The sequence below is a fragment of the Geminocystis sp. NIES-3708 genome (genome assembly GCF_001548095.1).
Taxonomy (GTDB): Bacteria; Cyanobacteriota; Cyanobacteriia; order Cyanobacteriales; family Cyanobacteriaceae; genus Geminocystis.
The window spans coordinates 1,972,173-1,984,796 of sequence record NZ_AP014815.1 but is presented as its reverse complement, the minus strand read 5'-3'; the positions used below and the strand labels follow the sequence as shown (position 1 = coordinate 1,984,796).

The following is a 12,624-nucleotide window of genomic DNA, read 5'->3' as shown; positions in this document are numbered from 1 at the left end:
GATAATCAAAATTAGATTGGGAGTAGTACATTGTCTCAAATACATCAACCTCAATTACCTCCTATAACCGAGATTGAATTAGATCATGGTTTTCGAGCAACTATCGAAAAATGGTTTGAATATTCTGTAGTAGCTCATCCTCACCACACAGATTATGCGGGAATAGTTTGGCATGGCAATTATTTAACTTGGATGGAAGAGGCAAGAGTAGAGTATTTACGATCGCTAGGTATAAATTACGCTGATTTGGTTAATTTAGGGTGTGATTTACCCGTTATCGAAGTAAATATCCGCTATCACCAGTCAATGAAAATGGGTGATCGTGCTATAGTGAAAACAAGAATGAATGAAATTCAAGGGGTAAGAATCCATTGGGATTATCAAATTACAGCGGAAGAAAGTTCTTTGATTTATGTTAGTGGTAGAGTGACTTTAGTAGGTATTGATCGAGAAAAAGGTAAAATTATGCGACAATTACCACCATTGTTAAAGGATGTTCTTGTAAAATCGTAGAAACTTCTGTTTAATAATGTAAGAGTCAATTAACGGGTAATGTTTCATGAGTCAAGATCAAAAAAATAACAATTTTATTATAGGGTTAGTAGTGGGTAGTGGCATCGCTACCATAGCAACTCTTTTATTTTCTCCCCGCAATGGCTCAGAAAATAGAAAAGTTTTAAAGAAAACCGCCGAGGCATTACCAGAAATAGCTCAAGATTTTTCCTCTACTCTTCAAGTTAATCGTCACCGTCTTTCTACATCAGCTTTAAAAAAATGGGATAATACTCTTGATCGTCTTAAAACGGCTATTATCGCAGGAGTTGAAGCCAGTCAAAATCAAGTTAACCTAGATGATAAGTAAATATAACTATTATGACTGAACCTATTTTCTGGTTAGGATTTTCTCTTTGTCTTGTATCCATTAGCTTAACGGCGGTGCTGATTGTATTAATCCCTGTTGCCAAAGAATTGAGTCGTGCCGCTCGTAGTGCTGAAAAATTATTTGATACTTTAAACAGAGAATTTCCCAACACACTAGAAGCTATAAAAGCTACAAACATAGAATTAACAGAATTAAGTGGCGAAATGAAAGAAGGTGTTAAAAGTGCTTCTGGTGCAGTCAAAAAAATCGATAGTAGTATGATTACAGCTAAAAAACAAGTAGAAAATGCTCAAATTAAAAGTCGTAGTTTTTTGGCTGGTTTAAAAGCAGGTATCAGGACGTGGCAAACTTATAATAATTAACATTAACAATGGGATAAAATGACTTCCTCAGAAAAAATAAGAGGGCGATCTCATAATTCTTCTGGATAACCCTCTGATATGATTTTTTTGACAAATAAAGCTAAAAAACTTGTTCTATTTCAGCAATTTCAGGAATATATTCTTTTAAACGTCGCTCAATACCCATTCTTAGAGTCATTGCCGAACTAGGACATGAACCACAAGCACCTTGTAATTTTAATTTTACCGTAGGTCCATCAATTTCAACTAACTCAACATTACCACCATCAGCCATGAGATAAGGGCGTAATTCGTCTAATACTTGTTCTACGTTTTCGTTGGTTAATGCTAAAGACATAATATTAATATTTATAAATTTCAGTTTTTACGGAACTATAACTATAATAACGAAAACCAATAATATTACAGTGAGAAACTCGCCCCCTTTTCAGATTAGATAATATTAAGAATTATTTATTTATCTTGACATAATAGTAAAACTACGGCGTGAACACAGATCGCTTCTTCTCTGCCCACTGGACCTAATTTTTCATTGGTTGTGGCTTTGATGCTTATTTTATCAGATGCGATCGCCAATTTGTTGGATAAAGAATTAATCATCGAAGGTAAATGAGGCTTTAATTTAGGACGTTCTGCCACGATTACACTATCAATATTACCAATAGTCCACCCTCGGTCAAGAATTAATTTATGTACTTGAGTCAATAGTTCCATACTATTAGCTCCTGCCCATTGAGGATCATTAGGTGGAAAATAATGTCCAATATCCCCTAAACTTAAAGCACCTAACAAAGCATCCATGATAGCATGAGTTAACACATCTGCATCACTATGACCTAATAATCCCAAATGATGATCTATTTCGATACCACCTAAAATAAGTTTTCTACCTTCAACTAATCGATGTAAATCGTAACCGTTTCCAATTCTAATCATGATGATATTTTCATTAATTTATTCTTTAATTTAGCCGATAAATCACTTATTTGCTGATAATATTATCCATCAATTATTAATTTCGTTTATTAAAAGTACAGTGAAAAGATTTATTATTATTGATCATTCCCTACAAGATTTACAAGGACATCATTATGAGTGCAGTTTATCGGTAGCGGAAGCTGCACAAAGAAGAGGTTATAAACCAATAATTGTTGCTAATAAAAATTTTTCTTCTTCCTTATATCCTAATAATATTAAAGTATTTTCTGTATTTAAAGTCGATTGGTTTAATAACTCTACTCAACCATTAAATATTATTCAAAAACAATTAAAAAAACTTCTTAATGATCAGAAAGATATTAACTTAATTGACATCGTTAAAGATTATCGAGAAAAAATTAATTATCAAATATTTAAACTCAAATTAATTCAACCGAAAACAAGAGGATTCTTCGATAAAGTAGAAGGTAGTTTATTTCGCTTGACCCAATGGATAAAAAATGATATTAAATTAATCAAATATATTCCTCTCACGAATACTTTATGGGGAATTGTCAAAATAATTTGGGGTTTAATTAGATTCAGTTTAAACGTAATTAAAAAAATTCTTAATAAAATTATTGAAAAATTATTAACTTATAAAAATAGTTCATTTATTAGTTCTTTAGAAAAAACGATTAATTTTTTACAAATTAATTCTACTGATCATGTTTTTATTCATACTTTAAGTATTGAACAACTAGAAGAAATATTATACTTTTTAAAACAAAAAAATTTAAATAATGTACCTCAATATCACATAATGTTAAGACGAGATATTGATGATTATTTAGTAAAAAATGCTCATGGAATAGGTATTAAGGCTTGTTTAAATGAATTTTATCAACATCAATTATTTCCTGAAAAAGTAAGATTTTACACAGATACTAAACAATTAGTTGAACGTTATAATAGTCTTTCTCCTGTTAAGTTAATAGAAATACCTGTTCCATTTAGACAAGAAAATTTACAACAAAATATCGACAAAAAAAAAGATAATCAACCTTTACATTTAGTTTATTTAGGAGATGCAAGAATCGAGAAAGGTTACTTATATTTACCAAAAATAGTAGCTGATTTATGGGAAGACTATTTAATCACAAAAAAAATTAGAATAACTATTCAATCTAACTTTAATATCAATACGGGAGAAAATGGTATTTTAGCAAGTAGATTAAAACTTGAACAATATCCTCAAGATATAGTAAAAATAATCAAAAATCCCATGACAACAGCAGAATATTATCAATTATTAATGAGTGCTGATTTATTAATGATTCCCTATGATATTAACAGTTATCGTTATCGCACTTCAGGAGTTTTAACAGAATCTTTAGCGGCAGGAAAACCAGTTATTATACCTGCGAATAGTTGGTTAGCTAGTCAAGTGGATGAAAATAGAGGAGGAATTTATCAAAATCCAGAACAAATCAGTCAAACTATTATCAAAGTTATTAATAATATTGATCAATATCAAAAAAATGCTCAGGAATTCAGTCTTGATTGGTGTAAAAAACATTCTCCTGATAGTTTAATTGAATGTTTATTATCAGACGTAAATTTTGCTGATAATTTATCCAATAAAAAAGAAATAAAATCTTTAGCTAATAATCCTAGAATTTTAATAATTATTAATGGAGATAATTTATTAAATTTAGATGAACATGGACAGGTTATGCTTAGTCATTTACAATGTTTATCAGAATTAGGTTATGGTATTTATTTAATTGTTTATTCTCTTAATTTTGATTTTGATGATCATAACTTTAGTAATTTTAAACAAAAAATTAATAATATTTTTAGATACTGTTTTTTTAAAAATATTTGGTTTTTAAGATTAGGAAAATCTCCTAAATTTATAAAAAAAATAAGTTCAGAAAAATATTTTAAAAATGTTTATGAAAATAAGATAACTTTTACTAGAAACGTAGTTGATATAAATACTTTATCTATTCCTCATAATTTGATAAATTATCTACAAAAAGAAGATTTAGATACTATTTTTATCGATTCTATTAACAATCAGATTTTGGTTGAAAAAATGGGATTAAATCATATTCCTATTATTTGTCAGGTATCGAATTTACAATCATATTATTATCCTATCATTAATCATCAAGAAATCGATAAACAAGAATTAGAAGAAGAATTATATTTATTTAGTAAAGTAAAAGTTATTCTTGCCAATCATCAATATCAAGCTCAAAAAATTATGAGTTATAATCCTCATCTACTTGTTTATAATCTACCTAATTTTAATAACTTAGCATCTGAGAATAAATCCATAATAAATAGTAAAATTATTAATTTTATTTGGGGTGATAATAAGTCAGAATATCAACAGATAATTAATGATAGTTTAAAAGTTACGATGGGAGATTACCTAGTTAAAAATAACCTGATAGAAGAAGGGAAAAAAATTGCTATCTTATATCCTTGGGGAGATATTTTAGAACGAAAAGCTGGCGCAAGTCAACGGGTAGGATTATTAATTGATTACTTACAAGAAAAAGGTAATTCGGTATGGTTATTTACTATTGGGCAGGAAAAAGAGTTAATTTTGGATAATGTACGTTATAGTTTTTATGATCAAAATTTTCAAGACTTAGAATTAATTAATCAAGTTTATACGAATAGTTATAATACCTTAATTAATACTAATCAATTAAAAAAAGTTGATAGTAATAATCATCAAAATATTGAAAAACAAGAGGAAAATATTCAACAAATTGCAGAAGACTGGCGTTTGAGTATGTATAATCAATTCCGTTTTGATAACAACTTTAAAAAATCTATCGAAAAAATTATCGACTGGGCTGATATAGTTATATTAGAATATCCTTTTTGGGGTAAAACTGTCAGTAAAATTTGTCAAGAAAAAAATGTTCAATTAATAATTACTGCCCATGATATGTTATGTCAACAAGTAGCCGTAAATTCTCCTATTTATCAAGTCTTATTAGCTGAAGAAATTTCTAGTTTAAAAACTGCTAATCAAGTTGTATGTGTATCAAAAGAAGATCAAGAATTTTTATATAAATGGGATATAAATAGTAGAATTATTTCCAATCCTGTCAATATCAATTTACCACTAAGGCAAAAAGTTATTAGTGATCAAGAAAAATGGCTTAATTTTTATCCTTGGTTAAGAGAAAATTACTGTTTATTTGTGGGAAGTGGTCATTTTCCTAATCTTGAAGCGGTGACAGAAATCAAAAAAATAGCTTTTAATTATCGAGAAAAAAAATCTGATATTCCTTGTAAATTTATTTTTATTGGTAGTTGTTGCCAAGTAGAAAATAATGATAACTATATATCTCTTGGTAAAGTCGATATAGAATTATTAATGATAGCTTATCAACAGGCTAAATTAATTGTAGCACCGATGTTATCTGGTACTGGTTCATCGTTAAAAATAATGGAAGCCATGAGTTTTGCTAAAGTAATTCTTGGTACAAATATTGCTTTTCGTGGTTATGATATTAACGATAAAATTCAGGCAATTATTGAAGATAACTTAACTAGATATCCTGATATTATTTCTCAACTATTAATGGATAATGAGTTATTAGATGATATTGGTAAAAATGCAGAAAACTTAGCCAAAAATTATGACTATAGAAAATTATATAATGGTTATTTAGAATTAATTAAAAAATTGAAATAACGAAATTAAGAAAATAAGCATCAACTCCTATAAAACCTTTATAGCTTTCCGTTTTTGCACCTTTGCGAGAGACACATAAAATTAAGAAAAAAGCAATAAATTAACAATACCAAAACCATGCTCAAAAGTGATTTATTAATTTATCGTTATAGTGGTGAAACGATTATCCCTAAAAAATTATCTTTACAACCAAAAATTATCGATTTAGCCTTAGAAATAATAGAGTGTTTTCAAGATTGTTTAGGCAAAACTCAGGCACAATTAGACGAAAAATTACTCAATTTAGAAGCAGATAGTCCAGAATATAAATTAAAGCGTGGTTTAGCTCATCTAGTCAAAAATCATTTTGCTCAATTTACCATCGAAAGTCCTATTGAACCTGCTACACTAAGGGAAAAAGTCTTTACTTTATCAGCACAAAAAGCGACAATACCTGATCATAAAAATTATACTTTAGAAGCGATCGCCTCATTATTAAGTGCCGAATTAAAAAGAGAAGTTTTACCCAGTGAAATTGAAAGAGGATTATATGCTGACTTACAGGAAAATCGAATTTTAACGGAATTGGATGCACCAACCCCAGAAACATTAATCCACCGTTATAATTTATCCCAAGTACAAGGAATTTTTTACCGTGCTAGTCATATTATCATTCATGCTCACCGTAACGATCCGGGGGAATATAAATTACTGTTTCGTTACCTCAAATTATTTCAGCTAATCGCTTATATTGAAGGGGATGCTGACACTGGTTTTACTATTACCATCGATGGACCTACCAGTTTATTTAAAGCCAGTACTCGTTATGGTTTAGCCTTAGCAAAAATGATACCAGCTTTACTCCACGTCAGCAAGTGGAATTTAGAAGCAAAATTGTGCATGAAAGACAATTACGGCAATGGAGAAAAAACTGGTTATTTTACCCTTGATGACAATTGCGGTTTAGTAAGTCATTATGCCAACAATAAAACCTATGATAGTATGCTAGAAGAATCTTTTGCCAATGGTTGGGCGAAATTAAAAACACAATGGCGTTTAGAAAGAGAAGTGGATTTAGTGCCTTTACCTGGTAGTGTCATGATACCAGATTTTCGTCTAGTGCATCCTGATGGCAGAGATTTTTTATTAGAAATCGTTGGTTATTGGCGACCAGAGTATTTACAGAAGAAATTTTATCAAGTACGCCGTGCAGAAGCAAAGAATCTAATATTAGCGATTTCTGAGCGTTTAAATTTAGAAAAAGCAGGAGTTAATTTTCAGGATTTACCTAATCCAGTAATCTGGTTTAAAAATAAACTCTCTCCTAAAGAAGTTTTAGAAATAATTGATTAGCATTTGCTGAAAAATTTTTTAGTGAGAGTAGGCATTCTTTTAATAGTAATATAATAAGAATCAATGATTTATAAACAAAAATTGATTTTAAATTTCTTTTCTTTTGATATGTTTATTAGATAAAAACCCTTATAATTATTTATTATCCTCACCAAAAAAAATTTTCATCATACTAAGACCTTACATGAAAACAAAATAATAATAAATATTGAAGATAAAATGAATATATAATCAGTTTAAATTAATTATTATTTTTATCTCCTCTTTTCTGTCTCCTCCTTTCGTCTGTATATTTTATAATTAGTGCAAGATTTAAGTTATACCTTAATTAAACCATTGCCATAAATTTCTTAAAGCAAGAATAATAACTGTAACAATAAAAATCCTTCGTAGCCAAAGATTACTCATTTTTAAGGCAAATTTTGCACCAATTATCGCTCCAAAAAACATCGTTATACCTAAAATTATTCCTAGTTTATAATCAACTAATCCCTGACTCATAAAAATTAAGGTTGCAATAAGAGAAGAAAAAATATTTAATACTTTCGTAACTGCCACTGCTTCAACAAAAGTCATGTTTAAAAAAGCGATAAAAGCAGCAGTAAGAGTAGTAACATAACCTCCACTAAAAAATCCTCCGTAAATACCTAACAAAAAGGTTAAGCCATAACCAATTTTTAAAGATGTAGGGGAAGGCTTTTCTTTTTTTTCTACGCCTTTATGATGATTTGTAACAGAAAAGATTAACACACAGATCATAAAAATAGATATTAGTAAAGGCATAGTTTTTGAAGGTATAACTATTACTAATAATGCACCTAAGATAGAACCAATAACGGTTAACACACAAAGTAGAGATAAATCTTGTCGCTTGAGTAAGTCTCCTTTGAGAAAGGGAATTGTGCCGCCTACACTCATAAATATTAAGGCAAACATATTGGTAGCGATGGCATTTGCTGGTGAAATATCAAACTCTAACATAGCAGGAACAGTAATTAAAGAGTTACTTCCTGTCACTACGCCGATAATGCTTGTGAATAAGAAAATAGTAATTAAAAGTATTAATTCAGTAATTGTCAACGTACAAATTCCTAAAAAATTAATTATAAAGATATTGAAAATCTTAATCGTATTTTAATTTATTTTGACAGCAATTTAACGTTTTCTTATATAAGTACTCATGGAAAATTAATTGTATAGAGCTAATGAGTTTTAACCCATTTTTACCAAAGCTTTGAAAAAATAAAATGCAAAATTAACTTTACTCACTCACTTCTGCCATTGTTTAAACCGCTATTTATTTTTTATAACTTAAAAAAAATCAGATTCGACCTGCTTCACAAAGCAAGAATTATTTAAAATGTTTTTTAATTTATTTTGATAGCAACTGCAATAAAATTACAGTATAATGTAGCAAAACTCTTTTATTAGAAATGTAGAGAATAATGGAACAACTAACATTTTTCAAAAAATACTTTTCATGGAATCCAAAAACATGGCTAACAAATAAACTTATTCGTCTTTCTGTCATCTTTTTTGGTGCTTTTTTAAGCATTTTTTGTCTATCTTTCTCGCCGATAGTTGCAAATACATCAGCCAACATTCAATTTGTTTCGCCGAGTTGGATAGAAGAAAATATTAAAAATCCTAATCTGAAGATTTTAGATGTGCGTATTAATCCTTTAGAGTATATTGATGGACATCTTCCCCAAGCTGTAAATATTGCTGATAATAATTTTAGAGGACCTGATGGTTTTTTACCTGTGCAATATTGGGATTCGGAAAAAATAGTACAAATTTTCGCTAAAGCTGGAATTAGCAATAATGATAAAATAGTTGTTTACTCTGATGGTACCAATGTTCTAGGTGCGACGATGGTAGCCTATTTGTTAGAACGTTCTGGTGCGAAAGATATTGCCGTTGTTGACGGTGGTTATAAAGGCTATAAAGATGCAAATAAAATTGTTACCAAAGAGTTTCCCCGCTATGATTTAGGTAAATTTTCCCTCAAAGATAATCCTTCTGTGAGAATTAATTTAAAAGAATTAGAACCCCTAATTGGTAAACAAGGAGTTGTAATTATTGATCCCAGACCAGCAGATCTTTTTGAAGGAAAAACAAATCTCTGGGTTAGAAATGGTCATATTCCAGGGGCAAAAAATATTCCTTGGCCTACTTTTACCGAAGCAAATAATCCTAATGAAGCATTAAAAAATCCTCACAAATTAAAATCTCTGGATGATATTAAGCAAATTTTAGCAAGTCGTAATATTAAACCAACAGATAATATTATCGTTTCTTGTAGCACTGGAAGGGAAGCAACTTTACAATATGTGGTATTAAAACATTTACTAGGTTATCCTAATGTTAGAATTTATGAAGGTTCATGGACAGAGTATAGTACTACTGATTTACCTGTAGAAACAGGACCAGAAAAAACAACTTAAGGTTTGAACAAAAGTATGAGTTAACCTGAGTTTAAAATAAAAATAGATAATGAACGACTTAGAAGACAGGCTGAAAGACTCATAGGGAGATTACGTTTTTTGTGAATCAACAAAGTTATTTTAAAAATGCACAAATATTGAGAATTTTTCTATTATTAGACTTGTCTTCTTGTCTCATCTTCATCATTTTTTTCTGTCGAACCTAGATAAAAGTTCTTAGTTTTGGGCTTTAAGTTAATCTCAATTGGTTACGAGAGGCTAAACGAGCTTTTCCTGATGTTGCCCAATTTTGCAAAAACTCAATTTGCTCTTTTGCTGTTCGTGCTAAGGGAATAATCTGACTGGCAGCTATTAATATATCTTCACTGGTAAAATCTCGATTTTGACTAAAACCTAAGTGCATGGCTTCAATAATCGTTTGCTCAATTTCCGCCCCAGAAAACTCAGGTGTTTCGTAAGCTAACCTTTTTATATCATAGCTTTTGAGGTTATGAGGACGTAATCTGCTCAAATGTACATTAAAGATGGCTTCTCTTTCCTCTTGGCTAGGTAATCCCACAAAAAATATTTCATCAAATCGACCTTTTCTTAAGACTTCTGCTGGTAAATTTTGAATATTATTAGCCGTTGCAACCACAAAAACAGGGCTTTCTTTTTCCGCTAACCATGTAATAAATGTGCCAAAAACTCGGCTAGTTGTACCAGAATCTCCTTTACCATCAGCACCAGCAAAACTTTTATCTATTTCATCAATCCATAAAATACAGGGAGATAAAGCCTCTGCTAAATTGATCATTTGACGGGTGCGTGATTCCGATTCTCCTACTAAACCTCCAAATAATCGCCCTACATCTAAGCGTAATAATGGTAAATGCCAATGATGGGCGATCGCTTTTGCTGTTAAAGATTTGCCTGTGCCTTGAATGCCAACCAATAGTAAACCTCTAGGATAGGGTAAACCATAAGCTCTTGCTGATTCACTAAAAGCTCCTCCTCGTCTTAATAACCATTCTTTCAAATTATCTAAACCGCCAATATCAGATATTTGTTCTTTTGCAGGATAGTAGTCGAGTATTTGTGTTTGCCTTATGGACTGTTTTTTCTCTTCTAATATTAGTTCAACGTCTTCTCCTTCTAATTTGCCATTTTGAGCGATCGCCCGTGTAAGAACTCTTCTAATGCGTTCTAAGGATAATCCTTGAGCTGATCTTACTAATTCTCCTAAAAATTGTTCTGACAAAGATTGCCCTGTAGATAATGATAATCTTTGAATTTCCGTTTTAATTTCCTCAGCTTGAGGTAAAGCAAATTCGACAACGGTAAAAACTTCCTTTAACTCTGTGGGGATGTTAATTTCTGAAGCTACTACCACAATATTTTTCGGTTGTGCTTTTAAAGTTTTAGCCAAATTACGCAATTTTCGAGACACAGAAATATCTTCTAAAAATCTTTGAAAATCTCTTAAAATGAAAATTCCTGAAGTGTTAGAAGGTAATTTTTCGATAAATTCTAAAGCTTGTAAAGGATTACGTCTGCCAAAATTTGCATTGTTGGGATTATCTTGATAGCCGTCAACAAAATCCCATGTATAAATATTGCGATTATTGATATTTTTGCCAATATTGGCGATCGCCTTTTCTACCCTTTCTTCTTCTTGAGTGGGGATATAAATAAGGGGGTAACACGCCCTTAATAACAATGAAAATTCTTGACTAAAATGATTCATTCCTTTTGATGTTATTTTTATTTATTCCTTAATTAAAGACTTTAAATCAGATAAAGCAGACCAACGATTATCTTTAATATTACTATCTTTTTTCTCTTCAATGACAGGAGGTTGACAATCATCATTACCACAAAGGTTACGTAATGGCATAGCTAAAGATATTTGTTCATAAATCCATTCATCAACGATTAATTCACCATCAGGGGGCAATGTTTCCGATAAATCCTCTGTTAAAATTTCCATTTCTAAAGGCAAATTTAAGTTAGTTTCTTCTTCTTTCAATAAAATAATTTCTGAAGTATCGACTTCTAAACGATGGTTGAAAGTTCGTAAACATCGATCACAAATTAAAGTTAAGATGGTATTTGCTTGTAACTGTAACTCCAAAAAATTTCCCCGATGAGCAACTTGAAAAAATCCTCGTACAGGAGTAAGACTATTCAAGCCAGAAATTTGATGATTTAACTTAATTTCCTCTTTTTGTTCGGGCATTTTTAACAATCGAGGGATATAAATTTTTTCCATAATCAATTTTTATTAACGAATAAATTAATCAATTCAACAAATTTTGCAACCATTGACGAAACTCTTTAATGAAGCATTTTCTCCCATTTCCTTTCGTTTTTGCAAAAATCTTAAAATATTCTCTGTTGATAAAACGGATAATACTCTTGAGTAATCTTGTAACTGACAAGAAATATTTTGCAAGACATAAATAAATAAATTTTTACCATCAAATCGCCAAATCTCCCCAATGGCAAGATTCGCATAAATACTTAATCGATCTAAAGAGCTACTTATAATATCTATTTCGATGGCTAAATCCGGTGGAGGATCAATATTTAAGTCAAAATCTAACTTTCCTCTTACAATCGCCTCATTAGTTATGTAATAACATTCGTCAGGTTCAATTCCTCGTTGTAAATCCTCTCGACTCCATGTAGTCGAACCTAAACTATATATTTCTAATCCTAAAACTTCTGTGGTGGTTTCCACTATACGCCCCAAAAACCTCTTATTTAGCTCATGCTCTGGTAGTGAAGTCATAATTTCTAATATACCTTGATTATAGGTCAATTTTTTACTAGGATTTTCGGCTAAATCTAATGCTAAAGCCTGATAAGTTTCCCAGCGTATGCCATTTAAAAGTGATCTATTTTCCGATGGTTTTATCTTTGTAGTGGCTATCATGGTTATACTTTGAGGGAATGGGGAAGAAATTAAGAGGA

The 12,624-nt window shown here is 30.4% G+C and carries 12 protein-coding genes; 6 read left to right on the top strand and 6 right to left on the bottom strand.

Annotated features, from left to right (window positions below):
- Window positions 1-30 precede the first annotated feature (30 nt).
- Genes GM3708_RS08760 through GM3708_RS08750 form a run of 3 tightly spaced genes read left to right on the top strand, consistent with a single transcriptional unit; the run spans window position 31 to window position 1,245 of the window.
- A complete protein-coding gene (locus tag GM3708_RS08760; RefSeq protein ID WP_066345671.1) occupies window positions 31-513 on the top strand; it encodes a thioesterase family protein in 483 nt (160 codons plus the stop codon).
- 46 nt (window positions 514-559) lie between these two features.
- Window positions 560-862: a YtxH domain-containing protein gene (locus GM3708_RS08755; protein WP_066345669.1), complete on the top strand. Its 303-nt coding sequence runs from the start codon at window positions 560-562 to the stop codon at window positions 860-862.
- 11 nt (window positions 863-873) lie between these two features.
- On the top strand, window positions 874-1,245 hold the full coding sequence (locus GM3708_RS08750; RefSeq protein ID WP_066345668.1) for a hypothetical protein: 372 nt from the start codon (window positions 874-876) through the stop codon (window positions 1,243-1,245).
- A gap of 100 nt (window positions 1,246-1,345) precedes the next feature.
- Here GM3708_RS08750 and GM3708_RS08745 read toward each other — a convergent pair whose 3' ends face one another.
- Window positions 1,346-1,582 (bottom strand): NifU family protein, encoded by a 237-nt coding sequence (locus GM3708_RS08745; RefSeq protein ID WP_066345667.1) that lies wholly within the window; start codon window positions 1,580-1,582, stop codon window positions 1,346-1,348.
- 116 nt (window positions 1,583-1,698) lie between these two features.
- A complete protein-coding gene (gene ispF / locus GM3708_RS08740; RefSeq protein WP_304440345.1) occupies window positions 1,699-2,184 on the bottom strand; it encodes a 2-C-methyl-D-erythritol 2,4-cyclodiphosphate synthase in 486 nt (161 codons plus the stop codon).
- A gap of 97 nt (window positions 2,185-2,281) precedes the next feature.
- Between ispF and GM3708_RS08735 the strand changes: the two genes are divergently transcribed.
- Together GM3708_RS08735 and GM3708_RS08730 are read left to right on the top strand one after the other, a co-directional pair.
- Window positions 2,282-5,890 (top strand): glycosyltransferase, encoded by a 3,609-nt coding sequence (locus tag GM3708_RS08735; protein ID WP_066345665.1) that lies wholly within the window; start codon window positions 2,282-2,284, stop codon window positions 5,888-5,890.
- A gap of 117 nt (window positions 5,891-6,007) precedes the next feature.
- Window positions 6,008-7,222 (top strand): DUF790 family protein, encoded by a 1,215-nt coding sequence (locus tag GM3708_RS08730; RefSeq protein WP_066345663.1) that lies wholly within the window; start codon window positions 6,008-6,010, stop codon window positions 7,220-7,222.
- 324 nt (window positions 7,223-7,546) lie between these two features.
- On the opposite strand, the gene GM3708_RS08725 is transcribed toward GM3708_RS08730, so the two are convergent.
- Window positions 7,547-8,302, bottom strand: coding sequence for a sulfite exporter TauE/SafE family protein (locus GM3708_RS08725; protein ID WP_066345662.1), 756 nt, complete (start codon window positions 8,300-8,302; stop codon window positions 7,547-7,549).
- Window positions 8,303-8,667: 365 nt separating this feature from the next.
- Between GM3708_RS08725 and GM3708_RS08720 the strand changes: the two genes are divergently transcribed.
- Window positions 8,668-9,669, top strand: coding sequence for a sulfurtransferase (locus GM3708_RS08720; RefSeq protein WP_082714041.1), 1,002 nt, complete (start codon window positions 8,668-8,670; stop codon window positions 9,667-9,669).
- Between the two features lie 229 nt (window positions 9,670-9,898).
- On the opposite strand, the gene GM3708_RS08715 is transcribed toward GM3708_RS08720, so the two are convergent.
- The 3 genes from GM3708_RS08715 to GM3708_RS08705 are packed head-to-tail and all read right to left on the bottom strand — an operon-like array spanning window position 9,899 to window position 12,586.
- The gene (locus GM3708_RS08715) at window positions 9,899-11,395 is read right to left on the bottom strand and encodes an AAA family ATPase (protein ID WP_066345660.1); all 1,497 of its coding nucleotides are present in this window, start codon (window positions 11,393-11,395) and stop codon (window positions 9,899-9,901) included.
- Between the two features lie 21 nt (window positions 11,396-11,416).
- A complete protein-coding gene (locus GM3708_RS08710) occupies window positions 11,417-11,920 on the bottom strand; it encodes a DUF177 domain-containing protein (RefSeq protein WP_066345658.1) in 504 nt (167 codons plus the stop codon).
- A gap of 33 nt (window positions 11,921-11,953) precedes the next feature.
- Window positions 11,954-12,586, bottom strand: a complete 633-nt coding sequence (locus tag GM3708_RS08705; protein ID WP_066345657.1) for a Uma2 family endonuclease — start codon at window positions 12,584-12,586, stop codon at window positions 11,954-11,956.
- Window positions 12,587-12,624 lie beyond the last annotated feature (38 nt).

Bases quoted from the DNA above. Each gene is read 5' to 3' on its own strand.
- GM3708_RS08755 (WP_066345669.1), top strand. From the start codon at position 560: ATGAGTCAAGATCAAAAAAATAACAATTTTATTATAGGGTTAGTAGTG.
- GM3708_RS08750 (WP_066345668.1), top strand. From the start codon at position 874: ATGACTGAACCTATTTTCTGGTTAGGATTTTCTCTTTGTCTTGTATCC.
- GM3708_RS08745 (WP_066345667.1), bottom strand. From the start codon at position 1,582: ATGTCTTTAGCATTAACCAACGAAAACGTAGAACAAGTATTAGACGAA.
- GM3708_RS08730 (WP_066345663.1), top strand. From the start codon at position 6,008: ATGCTCAAAAGTGATTTATTAATTTATCGTTATAGTGGTGAAACGATT.
- GM3708_RS08720 (WP_082714041.1), top strand. From the start codon at position 8,668: ATGGAACAACTAACATTTTTCAAAAAATACTTTTCATGGAATCCAAAA.
- GM3708_RS08715 (WP_066345660.1), bottom strand. From the start codon at position 11,395: ATGAATCATTTTAGTCAAGAATTTTCATTGTTATTAAGGGCGTGTTAC.
- GM3708_RS08710 (WP_066345658.1), bottom strand. From the start codon at position 11,920: ATGGAAAAAATTTATATCCCTCGATTGTTAAAAATGCCCGAACAAAAA.
- GM3708_RS08705 (WP_066345657.1), bottom strand. From the start codon at position 12,586: ATGATAGCCACTACAAAGATAAAACCATCGGAAAATAGATCACTTTTA.